The following is a 19,302-nucleotide window of genomic DNA, read 5'->3' on the forward strand; positions in this document are numbered from 1 at the left end:
AAAACAACGTTGTAGAAATGATGATGCGGAGTTCGTCGGCGAGTGTCAAGAGCGCGGTCGCCGTCCGCGACGCAACCGTGATCAACGCGCTACGGCGCGGTCGACTCCCGCGACGTCACCGAGAAACCGGCCTCGTGCAACGTCGGCGGCGCGAGGAGCGAACCCTCGATCCGCCCCTTCAGCACCTCGACGGCGGTCCGCGCGATCTCGTCGCGACCCGGATCGATGCTCGACAGGCTCGGGACCGAGTACCGCGATTCGTCGACGTCGTCGAAGCCGATGACCGCGACGTCCCCGGGGATGCTCAGCCCCTGCACCTGCAGCGCGCGGATGGCGCCGAGCCCGAGGGAGTCGTTCAGGGCGAAGACGGCGTCGAAGTCGACCCCGGACTCCAGGACCCTGCACATCGCCGCGTTGCCGTTGGCGCGGTGCCACGGTCCGGAGTAGCTGACGAGGCGCTCGTCGTAGGCGATGCCCGCCGCCTCCAGGGCCTCGCGGTACCCCCGCATCCGCAGCGCGGCCGAGCCGACGTCCTCGTTCTCGTGCGCCCCGAGGGCGACGATCCGCCGCCGGCCGGACTCGATCAGGTGGGTCGTCGCGGCGCGGGCGGCGGCGACGTTCTGCATGGTCACGTGGTCGAAGCGCGAGGTGAAGATCCGCTCGCCCAGCAGGACCAGCGGGTAGTCGACCGCGAGCGCCGGCTCATCGGCCATCGCCATCCCCAGAGGGCTGAAGAGCAGTCCGTCCGTGAGCTGGCGCCGCGAGCTGCGCAGGACGTCCCGCTCGCGCTGCGGGTCGCCTCCGGTCTGCTCGATCAGCACGGTCAGACCGCGGTCGTCGGCCGCGCGCATGACGCTGTCGGCGAGCTCGGCGAAGTACGCCAGGCTCAGCTCGGGGAGCGCCAGTCCGATGACGTTCGTCCGCCCCCGCCGGAGACTCCGGGCCGAGAGGTTCGGGATGTACCCCAGCTCGGCGATCGCGGCCTCGACCCGCTCGCGGGTCGCCGGCCGCACGTGCGGGTAGTCGTTGATGACGTTGGAGACGGTCTTGATGGAGACTCCGGAGGCCCGCGCCACGTCGTGCAGAGTGATCGCCATCGATCTCCTTCAGTCGGGACCTGCTGAACATACAACGTTGTAGCCGACTCTAGCGCTCCCCTGAACGGGTGCGCCGGAAGGCGCCGCACCGCCCACGGGCGGGGGCGATCCGGGCGATCGGACGTCCAGCCGGCGCCTCAGAGGAAGTCGTAGTCCAGCTCGCCCCAGAGCTGCCGGGGGTCGGTGTCCCAGACCCCGATCGGCTCCCGGGAGCGCTCGAGCGCGTCGAGCCGGTCGCGCAGGTCGAGCGCGGAGTCGGTGCCGGACCCGGTCCGCTCGCCCCGCAGCAGGAGCGGGACCCCGACGCCGATGGTCAGGACCACCACCGCCGAGGCGTCGGAGGACGCCGCGTCCGCGAGAGTGACGGTGGCCATCCGGCCGCGGTCGGCCAGCGCCACCGAGTAGCGCAGAACGGCGTCCGCGGCCTCGTCCTCGAGGACGATCGCGCCCCCGGCGTACGACAGAGTCTTCATCTCATGCTCCCCTGGTGCTCTCGACGGATGGACGAGGTCCGACATCGGGGACCAGGATGCGGTCCGCTCACCGTACGCCACCCGGCCGCCGCCGCACAGGGTGGCGCCGGAGGAGCGACGCGACCGCACGCCGGCGCCGATCCGCCCTAGCCCCGGACCGGCGCGCATGTTAACGTGAACACCACCCGCCGGCCCCTCTTCGGCGGCCTGATCCCCCTCACCCAGGAAAGGTCTCGACGATGAGACGACGCTCCCCGGAGCCCCCTGCCACCGCGCCCCGGCGCCGTGCCCGGTCCCTCTTCCTCTCCGCACTCGCGTGCACGAGCGTCGCCCTCGGAGGCGCCCTCGTCCCCGTCTCGGCCCAGGCCGTCGACGTGCCCGCACCCACCGCGCACTACGACATGTCGCACGCCGGGTCTGCCCTGCTCGACATCTCGGGCAACGGCCGCAACGCGACGCTGACCGGCCTCACCGACGCCTCCTTCGCGGACGCCGGCGGCGACCAGGTCGCCCGCTTCAAGTCGGACGGCTACGCGAGCCTCCCGAAGGGACTGGTCACCGGCACCGACAACGCCTTCGCCGTCGAGTACACGGTGAAGACGCAGACCACCGCCAACCAGTTCGGCTGGGTGATCGGCGACGGCGTCGGCCCCTGGAACACCACCCAGCTCGGCAACCACGTCTTCGTGAATCCGCGGAACCCCGACGGCTCCCCGAGCGGCCAGGTCCTCGCCGGCATCCGCGTGAAGGACAGCGGCAACGGCGAGACCCGGATGCCCTTCGGCGGCACCCTCAACCCCGGCTTCACCACCCTCACCCTCGTCGGCACCGGCACCGGAGCGAGCACCACGCTCACCCTCTACCGCGACGGCGTGCAGATCTCGACGGTCACCGCCGCGAAGTCGATGGCGAGCATCGTCCCCTCCGGGAGCACACTCGGCTACCTCGGCCGCTCGCTCTACTCCGGCGACCCGCTGCTCACCGCGGACGTCACCGACGTCAAGTTCTGGGACACGGCACTCACCGCCGACCAGGTCGCGTCGAGCATGCCGACCGCCGCCGCGAAGGCCGCCGCGACCTCGGCGCTGCTCCGCCCCGACATCCTGCCCGTGCTCCTGGCCGGCAACCCCTCGCTGACCGCCGTCTCGACGAACCTGACGCTCCCCGCGACCAGCAGCGGCGTCCCGCTCACCTGGACCTCCTCGAACCCCGCGGTCGTCTCCGGCACCGGAGTCGTCTCGCGCTCGATCGCGCAGGACACCCCGGTCACCCTCACCGCGACCACCGGCCAGGGCGCCGTGCTGACCTTCGACGTCGTCGTGCTCGCCCCGAGCATCAACGACGACCTCGACGCGCTGGTGCTCGCCACCCGCACCACCGAGAACCTGCCGCTCGCGGTCACAGGAGCCAAGAACGGCACCGCCATCACCTGGACCTCGTCCGACCCGGCGCTCGTCACCCCGACCAGCGCCTCGTACACCGCCCCGGCGGTCGGCGCGGCCGACCCGTTCCGCGGCGGCGGCGTCGTCACCCGTCCGGCCTACGGCTCGGGCGACGAGCCCGTCACGCTGACCGCGACCGCGACCCTCAACGGCGTCACCGAGACCCGCTCCTTCTCGCTGACGGTGGCCGAGCTCGGCCGCACCGCTCCCGACGCGGGCTACGCCTCGGCGTACTTCAAGTCCGACGGCGACGAGAAGATCTACCAGGCGGCGACGTCCGGCAACGACTTCTTCACCTTCTCGCCGGTCAACGGCGGCAAGGCGGTCATCACCTCGACGACCGACACCAGGGGCCTGCGCGACCCGTTCATCCTCCGCTCGCACAACGGCGACAAGTACTACATGGTCGCCACCGACCTCTGCATCTCCTGCGGCACCGGCTGGGGCGACGCGCAGTCCAAGGGCAGCCTCAAGATCGAGGTCTGGGAGTCGACCGACCTGGTGACGTGGACCCGCACCAACGGCGCCGACACCGGCATCACCGTCAACCAGCCGGCCGCCGGCATGACCTGGGCGCCGGAGGCGTACTGGGACGACGCGCTGCAGTCCTACGTGGTCTTCTTCTCCTCGCGCCTCTACTCCGACGCGACGAAGACCAACAGCGACAAGCTCTACTCCCGCGTCTTCTCGGTGATCACCCGCGACTTCCGCACCTTCACCCAGCCGCCCGCCACCTGGCAGGACACCGGCTACGCGCGGATCGACTCGACGATCACCAAGATCGGCGACTCCTACTACCGCTTCACCAAGAACGAGGAGGGCGGCGCCGCCGGCACCCTCGAGGCCGGGAAGGACATCTTCCTGGAGAAGTCGACGGTGCTCACCGCGCCGACGACCTCCTCGAACTGGAACGCCGACCCGACGAAGACCTGGCAGCTGACCGACACCAACATGACCAAGCTCGAGACCGGTCAGGACGGTGAGGGCCCCGAGATCATCAAGCTGAACGCGGGCGACCCCAACGACACCACCGCGAACGGCGACGGCTACGCCTTCCTCGTCGACAACTACGGCCAGGGCGGCTACAAGGCCTTCGTGACCTCGGGAGCCGCCATCGCCGGCAGCTCGCAGTCGGCCCGCCTGTCGAAGTCGGCCGACTGGAACGTCTCGACCAAGGGCGGCCTCCCGGCCAGCCCGCGGCACGGCGCGTTCGTCAGCGTCCCGCAGACGGTCCTCACCGCGATGAAGAACTGGACCGGCGTCACCGCCGTCGACTCCACCACGACCCTCACCGCCGACGGCCGCACGGTCACGGCGAAGGTCGCGGCGGCCGACAAGGGCGACGTCGCCGGCACCGTCACCTTCACCGGCGGCACCTGGAGCTCGACCGTCGCGCTCTCGGGCGGCTCGGCGAGCGCCGTCGTCCCGGCCGGAGTGAGCGGCGTCACCGCCTCCTACAACGGCTACGCCGACGCGCGGGTGCACACCTCGGCCTCGGCCGCGCTGCCGCTCGACACCCTCGAGCTCGCGCCCGCCGTCTCGACCCGCTGCATCGCCGGCAAGGTCGTGCTCACCGTGACCGTCAAGAACACCGACACCGCAGCGGCCGACATCACCGTCGACTCCGCCTACGGCACGAAGGCGTTCCCGTCGGTCGCCCCGGGCTCCTCCGCCTCGGCCGCCTTCACCACGCGCCTGAAGTCGACCCCCGCCGGCTCCGTCACCGTCACCGGCACCTCCCCGGGCCAGCCCGCCTTCGCCGCCACCCTCCCCTACCCGGCGGCCACCTGCTGACCTCCTGACCCCGAGGCCCCCCTCCCCTCCGCGAGATGCCACTTGTGCACACGACACGCCGTGAAAGGCGAGCACAAGTGGCATCTCGCGGAGGCCGTCAGGGCAGGTCGAGGCGGAAGCCGACGCCGCGGAGGGTGGTGATCGTCACCGCCGCGCCGAGCTTGCGGCGGAGCGCGAAGACGTGGACGTCGAGGGTGCGGGTGGAGCCGAACCAGTTGCAGTCCCAGACCTCGTCGATCAGGGCCTCGCGCGTGAGCACCGCCCCCGGGCGCCGGGCCAGGGCCAGCAGCAGGTCGAACTCCTTGGGTGTCAGAGGGAGCTCGGCACCGTCGAGGTGCACGCGACGGGACGCGGGATCGACGACGACCCGGCCGAGCGACAGGGGCGGCGGCGGGACGGTAGCCGCCGACCGCGCCCCGGCCGCGCCGACCCTCCGGCTCACCGCCCGGATCCGCGCGATCAGCCCTCGGACGCCGAACGGCTTGATCACGCAGTCGTCCGCGCCCACCTCGAGCGCGGCGACGGTGTCGGCCTCGTCGCTCCGCGCGGTGATCACGATGATCGGGACGTCGGCCCTGCGGCGCAGCGTCCGGCAGACGTCGAGCCCGTCCATGTCCGGCAGTCCGAGGTCGAGGAGCACGAGGTCCGGAGGACCGGAGTCGAGCGCCTCCCTGCCCGTCCGCGCCCGGACGACGGCGTAGCCGTACTGCTCGAGCACCGCGGTCACGCAGTCGGCGATCACGGGATCGTCCTCCACTAGCAAGATGAGCACGACTCACTGTGCCACGCCGGGCGGGCGAGCCGCTCCGCTGTCACGGCGTGACGGGCTCCTTCGACGAGTGGTGCTCGATGATCTTCCACTCGCCGTCGATCTCCTCGTAGACGAAGGTGAACCGGGCGTGCACGAGCTCCCCGGTCTCAGCGAGCGCGAAGGTATAAAGGCCGGTGTTCGAGGCGTAGCCGTCGCCGAGGTCACGGACGACGCTCTCGTCGATCGTCCCCGTCGGCCGCTTCTTCAGGAAGGCGTCGAAGTAGCCGATGCGCTCGGCCGAGGTGTCGAGGACCCCGGGTGCGACGGTCGGCAGCAGCACCGCGTCGTCCGCGTACAGCGCGTCCACCTGCGCGGGGTCGCCGGTGGCGAGCGCCGCGTTCCACTCGTCGAACAGCCCCCGCACCTCGGCGTCGGTGGGCGCGGCGACCGCGGCAGCGGCGGTCGCCGTGGACGCGGCCGGCGCGGGAGCGGCGCTGCAGCCGGCGAGCACCAGGAGCAGCGCAGCCGGCGGCGCGAGCACAGCGCCGAGACGGCGGGACGAACGAGCACGAGGAGACGACATGGGATTCCCTTGACGACGAGAGGAGCGGCGGTCCGGCGACGCCGGCACTCCACACTCCGCTCCACCCCGTCAGCGCTCCGTCACCCCTGCATCAAGCGCGCGTCACGATCCCCCCCTCGCCGTTCGGCAGCGTCGGCCCGAGGAGGACGAGGCATGTCGCGCCTCCGCTGCCGCAGGACGCGCAACGACACAGAAGCGGAATCCGATCCCACTACGGTGTGGCAACCCGATCGATCGCGCGAGACGCTGCCGCCGGCCCTCACCGGGCCCGGTCCGCCCGGAGCATCCCGCCCCTCCCACCCAGGAGCAGCCATGCCTCGACGCCTCACCCGACCGACCGCCGTCCTCGCGGCTCTTCTCGCCGTCTGCACCGCCCTTCCCGCGCACGCCGCGACGCCCGGCCCCTCCCCCCTCGACGATCCGCTCGTCGGGGTCAGGATGGAGGAGCTGCGCGTCCTGCCCGCGGACCCGAAGGTCGGACGTCCCGCCGCCGTGTACACGATCGTCGACGACCGGGACATCGCATTCCCGGTGGCGGCGACGCCGCAGCCGGGTGCCGAGGGGTCGGCGTACGACCTGCGGACGGCGACGCCGCTCGCCGCGGTCACCGACGTCGCCAGGGGCCGGACCGCACTCGAGCGCTGCTCGCAGGTGGACGCCGTCCCGGACTCGATCGCGACCGTGTTCGCGAGCCTCTGCCGGGCGGCGAGTGCCGCCGAGATGACCTGGAGGGACGGCAGCTCACTCGGAGTGCCGATCTGGTACGCCCGCGACCTCGACGGGGGTCTGGTCTGCATCACGGGGACGGGAACGGAGTGCCTCACGAGCGAGCCCGGCGTCGATCCGGCGTCGGGTGCCGATCGCTGGCGGGTGTCCGCCGCTCGGTGCAGCTCCGCGGCGGCGGGCTCCCCCCTGCTGCAGGCCTGTGGTCGGCTCCAAGCCGCTCTCGACGACTCCGGCCACTGGATCGCGCAGCGAGCGTACGACCGTCAGCACGCGCGGATGGATCGGCTCTTCTCCCTGGGGCTGAACGACGCGAAGCTCGGAGCGGAGGCGGCGCTCCGCGAGAGGATCGCCGCCTTCGAGCCGCGGATCCACCGCGCGATCGCCGAGCGGAGAAGCGCGTGCCAACCGTTCTGGCTGGCCCTCAGTCTCGGCTTGAGCATGGTCTTCTGCACAGCCGCCGGTCACGATGTGGAGACGCTCGAGGCGGAGCGGAACGCCGTCCGGAACGAGTACGGCGCCCGGGTCGCCGAGGCGCAGGCGGCACTCCGGGCCCGGATGGCGGAGGACTGGCACGAGCTTCACCGCACCTGGGCGGGCGAGGACCCCACCGGCTACGCGGCCCTGCTCCGGGTCGAGAGCAAGGAGCTGTCCGAGTTGAAAGCGTCGGAGGAGGAGTACCGGCGCGCCGCCGACCGTGACGAGGAGACGTTCCGCGAACTGCAGCGGCAGTGGCTCCACGAGCACAGCGCGATCGGGGAGGCGGAGCAGATCCCGCTGATCGGGCCGCTGATCCGGCACATCGAGGAGTACGAGCAGAACCCGAGCGGGACCAACCTCCGCCGCGTGTTCCTCGGAGCACTCGGACCGGCGGGCGAGGCCATCGAGGGCGGGCTGGAGCTCTCCGCCGAGACCGCGCTCAAGACCGGCGAGCAGCGGTTCCTCTCGGACGCGCTGCACGAGATCGGAGGGAAGGACGACTTCGGGACCACGCTCGAGAGCCTCGTCACCGACTTCTCGAAGGACCTCGGCGACGAGGCGGTGGAGGGGGTCCGCGAGAGCGGCCTCTGGAGTGACGCGCCCGGGTCCGACACTCCGCCCGAGTCGCACTACCAGGACTTCGGGCAGCTCCTCGCCCGGGCTTCGCGGATGATCCCGGAGGCGACTCACAAGTGGCTCCTCGCGAACGGGCCGCTCCGCGACGAGCTGGGGCTCGACGGCACGAAGACCTTCCCCGTGGTCGGCGCCACCAGTGCCGATCTGCGCCAGGCCGCCGCGCAGGTCGCCTTCGAGCGCGGGGTGGAGACGGTGTTCACCCATGCGTTCGGCCCGGACTACGAGGAGGTCGCGCGGCAGAACCCCGCGTGGGCGAGCGCGGAGAGCCGGTCGATCACGGCGGAGCTGCTGAAGGTCCTGACGGATTCCGCGTACCTCGAGCAGATCAGTCCGCTCTGGGTCGCCTCCGACACCCTGGGCGACCGGCCCGCCGCCTTCGTCTACGACGACGATCAGAGCGCGATCCTGCTCAACGAGGACCTCGTGAGAATCACCGACGGCTCCGCGAACCCGGACTTCGCCAAGTTCTACCTCGAGGAGCTCGGTCACTCGCTCAACTGGTGGCGTTGCGCCATCTTCGACGTCGAGGTGAAGCGCTGCAAGGGACAGGGCGATGTCGGCGCCCGCTTCCGCGACGCCGTCATGCTGAGCACTGCGCCGTCCGACCCCGGATTCAGCGCCGCGATCGCGAGCCTCCCGGCCCACGACCAGGACAGCTCCGCGACGGTCCTGTTCACCGGCGGCTCGACCGCGCATCTGGAGGGCTGGAGCTCTTACAGCCTCCTCAACTCGCACATCTCCGGGAAGGGCCGCTTCAGCTTCCTCCTGCGGGCCGGGATCGAGCTCTCCTCCGAGTACCCCGGGGTGAGCGACGAGTTCGACCTGGAGATGTCCGTCGGCGCTCCTTCGATGACGAGGAGCGGCAATCCGTGGGTCACCTCTCCGAACGGGCCGTGCGAGGTCCGGCAGCTCGCTCTCAAGGAGGACTGCAACGTCCCCACGATGTCGATCGCGTTCTCCTTCCGCGACTCGATCAACTACTCGGTCCTGGGGGCGCCGAAGGTGAAGGACACGGCGTTTGCGAAGGCGGGGGTCAATCTGTCTCCGGCGCTCGTCCGGAAGCACGGCGTCCGGCTCTACTTCCAGCCGAAGGCCGGAGAGCCCGACGCGTGGCGCTTCCTGCCCGGCCACACGATCTACTTCAAGGAGTTCAGCCTGGCCGGTGACGGCAAGGTCGACGGCACGAAGATGCTCGACACGTTCGCCGGCAAGCGGATGCCGGCCCCGCACCGGCTCGACGTCGCCGGGAAGGCGACCGTCGAGGGCAGCTACATCGTGGAGATCGCCACCCGGGAGAAGTCGGCGCTGGACGCCTGGCTCGCCCTCGACGTCTCGAGTGCGCTGCTCGGCTGCGCCGGCGGCTTCGTCTTCGCGATCGTCGCGGAGCAGGACCCGATCACGGGCTGCCACGTCGGCTCCGATCTCCTCGAGGGGATCGAGACCGCGGCGGAGGCGGCGGACGGGCGGCTCACCAGCTTCCTGACCTCCAACGCCTCCGTCGCCGTGCCCCTCTCCGTGGAGTACAAGGCCACGCGAGCGGCGGGACGCGCCACCGACCTCCCGGCCGACGTACCGCCGCAGTCCGCAGTGGAGATGTGGGAGGTGGGTCCGCCCCCGGCCGCCGCCGCGCACTCCGCCGAGCAGGTCTCCTCCCTGCGGACGAAGGCGAGCACCGCGCTGAAGAAGATGAAGTCGGTGTCCTTCACCGGCCTGGCCGTGTTCCGCCCCCGCATCAGCTGGACGCTCGGGACGCGCACCCTGCACCTCGGCACCCACTCGCTCCCCACCGCGAACCTCATCGAGTAGCCCGGGCCCCCTCCCCCGCCGCGAGATGCCACTTGTGCACGCGACACGCCGTGAGAAGCGTGCACAAGTGGCATCTCGCGGAGGGGGTCAGCTCGTCGGGGTCAGCAGGTCGGCGTGGTGCACGGCCGCCACGTTCGGGTGCGCGCGGAGGCGGTAGCGCAGCGCGTTCTCGCCGTAGGTCTCGAGGATCGGGCTGTTGGTCGGGTCGACCGAGAGGCCGGACTTGAGCTCCTCCGGCAGCGGCAGCGACGGCATGGTCGAGTCGAGCGAGGGGTTGAAGAAGAACGGGATCGAGATCCGGTCGGTGCCGATCAGCGGCGAGATCACCCGGTGCAGCGTCGCCTTGAGGTAGCCGCCGGTGGCCAGCTCGAGCATCTCACCGATGTTGACGACGAACGCCCCGGGCAGCGCCGGCGCCTCGATCCAGGAGCCGTCGTGCTCGACCTGCAGGCCGCCCTTGCCGGGCTCGACCAGCAGCAGGGTCAGCACGCCGCCGTCGCGGTGCGCGCCGACGCCCTGCTTGGGCTCGGGGTCGGAAGTGCCGGGGTAGCGGACGACCTTGACCAGCGAGAACGGCTTCTCGGCGAACGCCTCGTCGAAGACGTCGGCCGGAGCGTCGAGGGCCACGGCCCAGGTGCGCAGCAGGCGGATGGCCACCGCGGCGAGCTCCTCGTGCCAGCGCTCGAAGACGGCGCGGAACTCGGGCAGCGACTCCGGCCAGAGGTTCGGCCCCTCGAGGCGCTGGTAGTCCGGGACGTCGGCGCCGGCCGGCACGGTCTCGCGGTCGATGCCGATGTCGACCTGCTCGCGGTAGTCGACGTCGCCGTTGGTCAGCTCGGCACCGAAGCGGGTGTAGCCGCGGAACTGCGGGCTGGCCGTGTTCTCGATCGCCAGCTTCTCCTCCTCGGAGAGCTCGAAGAAGCGGCGGGAGACGGCGACCACGTCGTCGAGGAGGTCCTGCGGCACGCCGTGGCCGACGAGGTAGAAGAAGCCCACGTCGTGCGTGGTCTCGCGGAGATCGCGGCGGAACGCGGCGGCTTCCTCCTCTCCCTGGTCGAGGCGGGAGAGGTCGAGGATCGGCAGGGAATCGGTCATGGGGAAAGCCTTGCGCAGTTCGCCTTCTCCGCACCGATTGTTACGACAACTAAATGCGAAGACCCAGCCTGCGCCCGGGACCGAGGTCTCCGGACGCAGGCTGGGCCCGCGGACGCCGCCGAGTGTTACGGCGTGGGCATGCCGCCGTTCACGTGCAGCGTCTCGCCGACGACGTAGCTCGACTCGGGCGAGGCGAGGAACACGTAGGCCGGAGCGAGCTCGGAGGGCTGGCCCCAGCGGCCGAGCGGCGTCTGCGAGCCGACCTCGGGCAGCTTCTCCGGCGGCTGGCCGCCGGCGGTCTGCAGCGGGGTCCAGATCGGGCCGGGCGCGACGACGTTCACGCGGATGCCCTTGGGCGCGAGCTGCTGCGAGAGCGCCTTCGAGAACGTGTTGATCGTGGCCTTGGTGGAGGCGTAGTCGACCAGCGTCGGCGACGGCTGGTAGGCCTGGATCGACGAGGTGCTGATGATCGCGGAGCCCGGGGCGAGGTGCGGCACGGCCGCCTTCGTCATCCAGAACATCGCGTAGACGTTGGTCTTGAAGGTCTCGTCGAACTGCTCGTCGGAGATGTCGAGGAAGTCCTCGACCGACTGCTGCTTGCCCGCGTTGTTGACGAGGATGTCGAGGCCGCCGAGGCCCTCGACGGCCTTCGCGACGGCGCCGACGGCGAAGTCGTGGTCGGTGATGTCGCCGGGGATGGCGACGGCGGTGCGGCCGGCCTCCTCGATGAGGGCGACGACCTTCTTCGCGTCGGACTCCTCCTCGGGCAGGTAGACGATCGCGACGTCGGCGCCCTCGCGGGCGTAGGCGATGGCGACGGCCGCGCCGATGCCCGAGTCGCCACCGGTGATGAGCGCCTTGCGGCCCTCGAGGCGGCCGGAGCCGCGGTAGGTCGACTCGCCGCGGTCGGCGAGGTCGTCCATCTTCGAGTCCAGGCCGGAGCCCTCCTGGTACTGCTCCTCGGTGTCGATGTCGGCGAACATCTTCGTGGGGTCTTGGAACGTGTACTGGTCAGTCGTGTTCTCGGAAGTCATGCCTTCGACGCTAGGCGCGTGCACCTCGGCACCGCGCGTGCTTGACAGCGCGCGAGACGCGCGGCAGAGCCGATGCCCAGCCCGCATTCAGGTTCGGCCGCGTCGGCCCGGTCGGAGGGGATGCCCGCCCGCCCGCCTTCCGGGAGAATGGCCGGGTGACCCGCGACGACTCCCCGGCCTTCGACACCACCGCCCCGCTGCCCGGCTGGCAGCACGCCTACTCGGGCAAGGTGCGCGACCTCTACACCCCCGACGACTCCGACCCGGTGCTCGGCGCCGACCGGATGCTCGTCGTCGCGAGCGACCGGGTCAGCGCCTTCGACACGATCCTCGAGCCCGGCATCCCCGGCAAGGGCGAGCTGCTCACCGAGCTGTCGCTGTGGTGGTTCGGCCAGCTGGCCGACGTGCCCAATCACCTGGTCGCGGGCGAGATCCCGGAGCCGGTGCGCGGCCGCGCCATGCTGGTGAAGACGCTCGACATGTTCCCGATCGAGTGCGTCGTCCGCGGCTACCTCTCGGGCAGCGGGTTCAAGGAGTACCGCGCGACCGGCGCCGTCTCCGGCGTCGCCCTCCCCGAGGGGCTCGGCGACGGCGACGTCCTGCCCGAGCCGATCTACACCCCCGCCTGGAAGGCGCCGCAGGGCGAGCACGACGAGAACATCTCGTTCGAGCGCACCGTCGAGCTCGTCGGCGAGGACGCGGCGGAGGCGCTGCGCACCCTCTCGCTGCACGTCTACCGCGAGGCGGCCGCGATCGTGCTGCGCAGCGGCGTCATCCTCGCGGACACCAAGTTCGAGTTCGGCGTCGACCGCGCCACCGGCGTGGTGACGCTCGGCGACGAGGTGCTGACGAGCGACTCCTCGCGCTACTGGGACGCGGTCGAGTACGACGCAGGCGTGCGCGGGCAGTCCTTCGACAAGCAGATCGTCCGGGACTGGCTCGCCGACAACTGGGACGGCCAGGGCGAGCCGCCCCGGCTCCCGCACGAGATCGTCGTCCGGACCGCCGGTCGCTACCGCGAGCTGATCGAGCGCCTCACCCGCTGAGCGCGCGGCCCCGCGGGATGAGGGCAGCGGGATGCAGGGCCGCGGGCTCAGACTGCGGGCTGCGGTCCGCGCTCGAAGATCCCGGAGAGACCCTCGAGGATCGCGGCGAAGCGCACCGACTCGGCGTCGGCGACCGAGTCGGTGAGGGTGCGGACCTCGCCGTAGACCCGCTCGTCGGTCTCGCCGAGCGCCGTCTCGGCCCGGCCGGTCAGGCAGAGGATCCGGCCGCGGCCGTCGGAGGGATCGAGCACGCGGTCCACGTAGCCGGCCCGGGAGAGCCGGTCGACGAGGATCGAGACGGCCGCCGTCGTCAGACCGATCGCCCCGGCCAGATCGACCGCGCGGACGATCTCGTCGCGCCCGGCACCGGCGCCGATCAGACGCAGGGCGGCCAGGTCGGTCGCGCCGATGCCGAGCCGGCGCTCGACGCGCGCGTCGTAGCTCCGCTCCTCGGTCCGCAGCCGGGCCAGCAGTGCGAACAGATCCGGTCGATCGTCCATGGGTCGCCCTCCTGACGGCAGGCGCCCCGATCGGGAACTCGCTCCGACCATGCAACCACTTCTCGGCAGCCCGCGGGCGCCCTCCGGGAAACGCAGCACGCGCTGTCCCGGAAACGCACTGCTCGCCAGGCATTTAGCTAACCGATTTAGTCAATAAAGTACGCTGTTCTGTGGTGCGCCCCCTTCGGTGGACCGGAAACGGCGGAGGAGAGTCGACGATGGGACGCCTGCTGTACGGGGCACCGCCGAGTGCGCACCGGTTCGAGGACCGCACCCTCGCGCACCTGCAGAGCGTGATCACCGCGCGGTTCCGCCGCGGCGAGGGCTTCCTGCTCACCACCGCGGACGACGACGGGCGACTGTCCGAGCTCTGGCTGCACCCCTCCATCGCCACGCGCTACGAGTACGACGCCGAGGGGCAGCACGAGCTCAATCCGCACTGGCTGCGCGCGCTGACCGCGGCCTCGCACGGCCGGATCGGACTGCACGTCGTTGCGGAGCCCGAGAGCGCTCCCGATCCCCGGGCCAGGAGGATCCTCGCGTGAGCGACCACAACGGCACGCTCTTCCGCCGCGGCGGCACCGTCCGCTTCGTCCGCTGGGTGTCCTCGCGCGACGGGGGCTGGGCTCCGGAGATCATCCAGGGGCGCTACCTCGAGCGCGACGACAGCGGCTGGCTCGTCGAGATCGAGGGCACGCCCACCCTGCTGACGAAGGACGACTGGGCCGTCTACCGCTGAGTCCGGCCGCGGTGCCGGACGCCGCGTAGTGTGGCGAGAGTGCCTTCCGTCGCCCGCCGCGGCATCACCTCGGCCCCGTTCCTCCTGACCACCGCCGGCACGACCGCGCTCGTCTTCCTCTGCGCGTTCGAGTCGCTCGCGGTGACGACGATCATGCCGATCATCAGCGCCGACCTCGACGGCCGGGCGCTCTACTCGCTCGCCTTCGCGGCCACGCTCGCTGCGGCCGTCGTCGGCATGGTCACAGCGGGCTCCTCGGCGGACCGCCGGGGACCGACCCCTGCGCTGATCGCGGCGATCCTGCTCTTCACCCTCGGCCTGATCGCGGCCGGGACGGCGACGTCGATGCCGGTCTTCGTCGGCGCGCGGCTGCTGCAGGGCCTCGGCAGCGGAGGGATCACCGTCACGCTCTACGTGCTCGTCGCCCGGGTCTTCCCCGCCGACCTGCATCCCCGGATCTTCGGCGCCTTCGCCGCGGCGTGGGTGGTGCCCTCGCTGGTCGGGCCGCTCGCGGCGGGCCTCGTCGCCGAGCTGACCAGCTGGCACTGGGTGTTCCTCGGCGTCGTGGCACTGGTGGCCGTGGCGAGCGCGGTCATCGCGCCGACGCTCCGCGCGCTCGAGCCGCAGGAGCTGCGGCCCTTCGACCGGAGCGCGATCGGCCGCGTCGTCCGTGCGGTCGTCGTGGCCGCCGCCGTCGTCGTGCTGAGCACGAGCGCCGAGATCGCACCGGAGGCGGCGGGAGTGGTCGCCGCCGTCGCGATCGCGGTGGTGATCCTCGCGGTCCGCGCCCTCCTGCCGGTCGGCACGCTGCGGGCGCGCGGTGTCCTGCCGTCGACGATGCTGCTGCGGGCCCTCGTCGCGGCCGCCTTCTTCGGCACCGAGGTCTACCTCCCGCTGCTGCTCAGCGAGCGGTACGGACTCCCGCCGTGGCTGTCCGGGGTCGCGCTCACCGCCGGCGCCGTCTCCTGGGCGCTGGGCTCGCAGCTGCAGGGCCGACCGGGCACCCGCCTCTCGCACGGCGGCGCGATGCGCCTCGGCACGGGTCTGCTGCTCGCCGGCATCCTCGTCGTGCTGCTGACGGTCGTGCTCGCGCTCTCGCCGATCGTCGCCGGAGTCGGCTGGTTCCTCGCGGGCGGCGGGATGGGCGCGATGTTCCCGCGGATGGGCACGCTGACGCTCGGCCTCTCGGCGCCGGGGCGCGAGGGCTTCAACAGCTCGGCGCTGCAGATCGCCGACTCGACCGGCGGCTCGGTCTCCCTCGCGCTCACCGGGCTGCTGGCCGCCGCGGTCACCGGTCTGCTCGGGAGCGGCGCCGCCGTCTTCACGGCCACCTTCGCCTACGGCGCGCTGATCGCCGTCGCGGCGGTGGCCCTGGCGATCCGGCTCAGCGGGCTCCTCCGGCTCGAGGGCCGGGAGGAGCCCGCCGCACGGGATCGGGCCTAGGCCCGGTGCGGGCGCGGGGTCAGCTGTAGAGCGACTCCGGCACGTCGAGTCCGTAGATCGCGCGACCCGAGCTCCAGATCACCGAGCACGCCGCGCGCAGCAGGTCGGTCTCGTCGGAGCCGGCGTCGACGATCACGACGGAGTCGCCGTCGAGCCGGACCTTCGCCAAGCCCACCGAGTGCGTGCCGTTCCGGGCGACGACGGTCGCCGGGTACGGTGCGTCCAGCTCGCGCAGGTCGGCCAGGATGTAGGTCGGCCGCAGCTTCGGCTCGGCCGCGAGCAGCTGCTTCGCCCGGTCGATGCCGGTCAGGACGAGCACGCTCTCCATGCCGGAGGTGTTCGCCCCGGCGATGTCGGTGTCGAGCCGGTCGCCGATGAACAGCGGATTCGTCGAGCCGAACCGCGCGGTCGCCGCGTCGAAGATCGCGCGCTCCGGCTTGCCTGCGACGACGGGCAGGCGCCCGACCGCGGTGTGCACGGCGGAGACGAGCGTGCCGTTGCCCGGGGCGATGCCGCGGGCGACGGGGATCGTCCAGTCGGTGTTGGTCGCGACCCACGGGATGCCCGTGTGCAGCGCGAACGACGCCTCGGCGAGCTCCGCCCAGCCGACCGACTGCGCGAAGCCCTGGATGACGGCGGCCGGTGAGTCCTCCGCGCTGCGGGTGACGATGAAGCCGGCCCGCTCGACCTCGGTGGTGAGGCCCTCCCCGCCGACGACCAGGACGGTCGAGCCGGCCGGGATCAGATCGGCGAGCAGCACGACGGCCGCCTGCGGCGAGGTGACCACGTCCTCCGGGCGCACGGCGAGGCCGAGGTCGGAGAGGTGGCCGGCCACCGAGACGTCGGTGCGCGAGGCGTTGTTGGTGATGTAGCCGACGCGGACCGTCTCCGCCGCGCGGTTCAGGCTCTCGACGGCGTACGGGATCGCGTCGGCGCCCTTGTAGACGACCCCGTCGAGGTCGGCGAGGACGCAGTCGCGCCCGTCCAGGGGGCTGGGCTCAGGCTTCGGGCTTCGGAACATCGGCGCCGTCCTCCTCGGTGTCGGTGGTGGTGATGGTGTCGGTGTCGTCTTCGGACTCCGCGTCGGTGGACGCCGCGGTGGTCTCGTCCGCGGGCTCCTCGTCGCCGGTCTCCTCGGCGGCGTCCTCCACCGACAGCGCCTCGGGCGTCGAATCGGCGAGGGCCTCCTCGAAGTCCGCATCGGACAGATCGGCGTCGTCGAGCGCGGCCTGGTGCTCGATGGCGTCCACGGCCGTGGTCTCTGCGGGCTCGTCGGAGTCGGCGGTCTCGTCGCCCTCCACCGGTGCGCCGGCGTCGGCGGGCTCGTCGATCTCGAGGGGCTGGTCGATCTCGGGAGCGTCCTGCTCGGCGAGCTCGGCCGAGTCGGGGTCGAGGCTGTCGTCCTCGTCCTCGTCCTCGTCGTCGATGCCGAGCGAGTCGTCCAGGTCGCTCGCGGCGTCGGCCTCGGGGGGCGCGTCGGCCTCGGGGGCTGCGTCGGTCTCGGGGGCCGCGTCGGCGGCGACCAGGCCCGAGAGCTCGGCGCGGGTGGCGGGCACGTACTCGCCCTCCTCCTCGACGACCTCGATCGTCTCGTCGTCGCCGCCGCCCTCGGCCGCGAAGACGGCGCGCGCGGCGATGTCCGCGCGGCGCTGCCACTCGGCGGCCTCCTCGGCGCGGCCGACCTCCTCGAGGACGAGCGCGTACGCGGCGAAGAGGTCGGGACTGTAGGAGAAGGCGCGGTCGGGGTCGAGCTGCGGGATCTCGAGCTCCATCAGCGCCAGCTCGCCCTGACCGAGGTCGAGGCGCGCGCCGGACATCGCGATCGCGAGCGAGACCTGGGCACCGGGGCTCAGCGTACTGCGGTCCACGGAGCGGCCGAGCTCGAGCGCCTTGTCGGGCCGCCCCACTCCGCGCTCGCTGTCGACCATCAGGGGGACCTGCTCGTCCGAGCCGGAGATCCGGCGGTAGGTGCGCAGCTCGCGCAGCGCGAGCGCGAAGTCACCGGTCGCGTAGGCCGAGATGGCCAGCGACTCGCGGACGACCGCGATCCGGCCGGCCCGGCGCGCGGCCGACAGCACGTGCCGGTGCGCGAGGTCGGGGTCCTCCTCGAGGAGGCGGCCGGCCATCACCAGGTGGCGCGCGACCCACTCCGCATTGTCCTTCGACAGCGTGCGCAGCTCGTTGCGGGCGACCTTGTCGAGATCCTTCGCCTGGACGTCGTCCGGCAGATCGGGATCGTCGTGCCGAGGGCGCACCGACTGGAGGGAGCGACGCTCGCGCTCCTCCTCGGTGAGCTCCGGCTCCTCGCGCGGAGCGCCGCGGCCGGCGTACCCGCCGCCGAACCCGCCACGGCCCCCCGCGCGATCGCCACCGCCCCGACGGTCGTCGAAGCGCCCGCCACGCGAGTCACCGTCCCGACGCGGACGAGAGTCTCCGTCACGCGAGGGACGGGAGTCACCCTCACGGCGAGGGCGGGAATCGCCATCACGAGACGGACGGACGTCGCCCTCACGACGCGGACGGGAGTCGCCACCACGAGAAGGACGGAAGTCGCCCTCACGACGAGGACGGGAGTCACCGTCACGCGAGGGACGGAAGTCGCCCTCACGACGCGGACGGGAATCACCGTCACGAGAGGGACGTGCCTCGCCGTAGCGGGGACGAGAGTCGCCATCACGCGAGGGACGGAAGTCGCCCTCACGACGCGGACGAGAGTCACCATCACGAGAAGGACGGGAATCGCCCTCACGACGCGGACGGGAATCACCGTCATGAGAAGGACGGGAATCGCCGTACCGGGGACGAGAGTCACCGTCACGCGAGGGACGGGACTCACCATCGCGGCGGGGGCGGGAGTCACCATCACGAGAAGGACGGACGTCGCCCTCACGACGCGGACGGGAGTCGCCACCACGAGAAGGACGGAAGTCGCCCTCACGACGCGGACGGGAATCACCCTCACGGGAAGGACGCGCATCGCCGTCACGGCGAGGGCGGGAGTCGGCGTCACGAGAGGGACGGAAGTCGCCCTCACGACGCGGACGGGAATCACCGTCACGGGAAGGACGGGAGTCGCCGGCCCGAGGAGGGCGGGCGTCACCGTCGCGGCGCGGACGGGAGTCGCCGCCGGAGTACGGACGAGAGTCGCCGTCCCGCCGCGGCCGGGAGTCTCCGCCACGGTCCGGACGGCCGGCTCCGTCACGGCGCGGAGCGTCCGAGCGCGCTCCGGAGTCGTTCGCGCGGTACGGACGGGAGTCTCCACCGCGAGCGGGCCGCTCGCCGTCTCGAGCTCCGCCTCGCGGGGAGGAGGAGCGGTCGCCGCCGGCAGCGCGGGGCGGGCGCTCGTCGCGCCGGTCCTGTCCGCGGTCGTTGCGGTCGGATGCTGCGTCGTCCATGCGTTCCTCGCCTGTCGTGGTGGAGCTCTGTGGAGTTGACCCGTCCGTGAGGACGGGGATCGGCGGCCCGTGAGCCGCCCGCCACCACCCTAACCCGCACCATGGCTGATGCCACGGGGGTCGAGGTGCTGGGTCTTCCGGTTCCGTCTGCGGAACCTCTGGTTAAACAGCGATGGCCACCCATTTCTGGGTGGCCATCGTGAATTGGTGTCCGGCGGTGTCCTACTCTCCCACAGGGTCCCCCCTGCAGTACCATCGGCGCTGA

Annotated in this window: 16 protein-coding genes; 7 read left to right on the plus strand and 9 right to left on the minus strand. The window is 71.9% G+C overall.

From position 1 onward, the window contains the following. Positions 1-89: 89 nt before the first annotated feature. Entirely contained in the window at positions 90-1,097 is a 1,008-nt protein-coding gene (locus tag EDF45_RS19845) for a LacI family DNA-binding transcriptional regulator (protein ID WP_123737624.1), read from the minus strand. Positions 1,098-1,234: 137 nt separating this feature from the next. After that, positions 1,235-1,570 carry a hypothetical protein gene (locus EDF45_RS19850; RefSeq protein ID WP_123444562.1) on the minus strand — a complete coding sequence of 112 codons (336 nt, stop codon included), beginning with the start codon at positions 1,568-1,570 and terminating at the stop codon, positions 1,235-1,237. A gap of 239 nt (positions 1,571-1,809) precedes the next feature. Here EDF45_RS19850 and EDF45_RS19855 point away from each other — a divergent pair, with 239 nt between their 5' ends. Continuing rightward, positions 1,810-4,806 (plus strand): immunoglobulin-like domain-containing protein, encoded by a 2,997-nt coding sequence (locus EDF45_RS19855; RefSeq protein WP_123737623.1) that lies wholly within the window; start codon positions 1,810-1,812, stop codon positions 4,804-4,806. 97 nt (positions 4,807-4,903) lie between these two features. Here the strand turns inward: EDF45_RS19855 and EDF45_RS19860 are convergent, their stop codons facing one another. Together EDF45_RS19860 and EDF45_RS19865 are read right to left on the minus strand one after the other, a co-directional pair. Then, complete coding sequence (locus EDF45_RS19860; RefSeq protein WP_123737622.1) at positions 4,904-5,578, minus strand: response regulator transcription factor; 675 nt, start codon at positions 5,576-5,578, stop codon at positions 4,904-4,906. A 40-nt stretch (positions 5,579-5,618) separates the two neighbouring features. Beyond that, positions 5,619-6,140 (minus strand): SgcJ/EcaC family oxidoreductase, encoded by a 522-nt coding sequence (locus EDF45_RS19865; RefSeq protein ID WP_123737621.1) that lies wholly within the window; start codon positions 6,138-6,140, stop codon positions 5,619-5,621. 312 nt (positions 6,141-6,452) lie between these two features. Between EDF45_RS19865 and EDF45_RS19870 the strand changes: the two genes are divergently transcribed. Then, positions 6,453-9,785 carry a hypothetical protein gene (locus tag EDF45_RS19870; RefSeq protein ID WP_123737620.1) on the plus strand — a complete coding sequence of 1,111 codons (3,333 nt, stop codon included), beginning with the start codon at positions 6,453-6,455 and terminating at the stop codon, positions 9,783-9,785. 87 nt (positions 9,786-9,872) lie between these two features. Here the strand turns inward: EDF45_RS19870 and EDF45_RS19875 are convergent, their stop codons facing one another. Continuing rightward, a complete protein-coding gene (locus EDF45_RS19875) occupies positions 9,873-10,880 on the minus strand; it encodes an isopenicillin N synthase family oxygenase (RefSeq protein ID WP_123706620.1) in 1,008 nt (335 codons plus the stop codon). Positions 10,881-11,005: 125 nt separating this feature from the next. Continuing rightward, complete coding sequence (locus EDF45_RS19880; protein WP_123737619.1) at positions 11,006-11,914, minus strand: glucose 1-dehydrogenase; 909 nt, start codon at positions 11,912-11,914, stop codon at positions 11,006-11,008. A 155-nt stretch (positions 11,915-12,069) separates the two neighbouring features. Between EDF45_RS19880 and EDF45_RS19885 the strand changes: the two genes are divergently transcribed. Continuing rightward, complete coding sequence (locus tag EDF45_RS19885) at positions 12,070-12,960, plus strand: phosphoribosylaminoimidazolesuccinocarboxamide synthase (protein WP_123737618.1); 891 nt, start codon at positions 12,070-12,072, stop codon at positions 12,958-12,960. Between the two features lie 47 nt (positions 12,961-13,007). On the opposite strand, the gene EDF45_RS19890 is transcribed toward EDF45_RS19885, so the two are convergent. Then, on the minus strand, positions 13,008-13,460 hold the full coding sequence (locus EDF45_RS19890; protein ID WP_185020291.1) for a MarR family winged helix-turn-helix transcriptional regulator: 453 nt from the start codon (positions 13,458-13,460) through the stop codon (positions 13,008-13,010). A gap of 218 nt (positions 13,461-13,678) precedes the next feature. On the opposite strand from EDF45_RS19890, the gene EDF45_RS19895 reads away from it, so the two are divergent. From EDF45_RS19895 to EDF45_RS19905, 3 genes are read left to right on the plus strand one after another with little or no spacing between them, the layout of a single operon-like run. Further along, on the plus strand, positions 13,679-14,005 hold the full coding sequence (locus EDF45_RS19895; RefSeq protein WP_123737616.1) for an ATP-dependent DNA ligase: 327 nt from the start codon (positions 13,679-13,681) through the stop codon (positions 14,003-14,005). Next, positions 14,002-14,199 carry a hypothetical protein gene (locus EDF45_RS19900; RefSeq protein WP_123444572.1) on the plus strand — a complete coding sequence of 66 codons (198 nt, stop codon included), beginning with the start codon at positions 14,002-14,004 and terminating at the stop codon, positions 14,197-14,199. Before EDF45_RS19895 ends, EDF45_RS19900 begins: the two co-directional genes overlap by 4 nt. A 39-nt stretch (positions 14,200-14,238) precedes the next feature. Further along, the gene (locus EDF45_RS19905; protein ID WP_260312334.1) at positions 14,239-15,642 is read left to right on the plus strand and encodes an MFS transporter; all 1,404 of its coding nucleotides are present in this window, start codon (positions 14,239-14,241) and stop codon (positions 15,640-15,642) included. A gap of 19 nt (positions 15,643-15,661) precedes the next feature. Here EDF45_RS19905 and EDF45_RS19910 read toward each other — a convergent pair whose 3' ends face one another. Together EDF45_RS19910 and EDF45_RS21850 are read right to left on the minus strand one after the other, a co-directional pair. Further along, positions 15,662-16,663: an HAD-IIA family hydrolase gene (locus EDF45_RS19910; protein ID WP_123737615.1), complete on the minus strand. Its 1,002-nt coding sequence runs from the start codon at positions 16,661-16,663 to the stop codon at positions 15,662-15,664. Beyond that, positions 16,641-17,897, minus strand: a complete 1,257-nt coding sequence (locus EDF45_RS21850) for a hypothetical protein (RefSeq protein WP_185020292.1) — start codon at positions 17,895-17,897, stop codon at positions 16,641-16,643. The genes EDF45_RS19910 and EDF45_RS21850 overlap by 23 nt, the downstream gene beginning before the upstream one ends. Here EDF45_RS21850 and EDF45_RS21090 point away from each other — a divergent pair. Then, a complete protein-coding gene (locus tag EDF45_RS21090; RefSeq protein WP_148060346.1) occupies positions 17,883-19,076 on the plus strand; it encodes a hypothetical protein in 1,194 nt (397 codons plus the stop codon). The genes EDF45_RS21850 and EDF45_RS21090 overlap by 15 nt on opposite strands. Positions 19,077-19,302: the final 226 nt, after the last annotated feature.

Source organism: Rathayibacter sp. PhB186 (assembly GCF_003751825.1).
Classification (GTDB): domain Bacteria; phylum Actinomycetota; class Actinomycetes; order Actinomycetales; family Microbacteriaceae; genus Rathayibacter; species Rathayibacter festucae.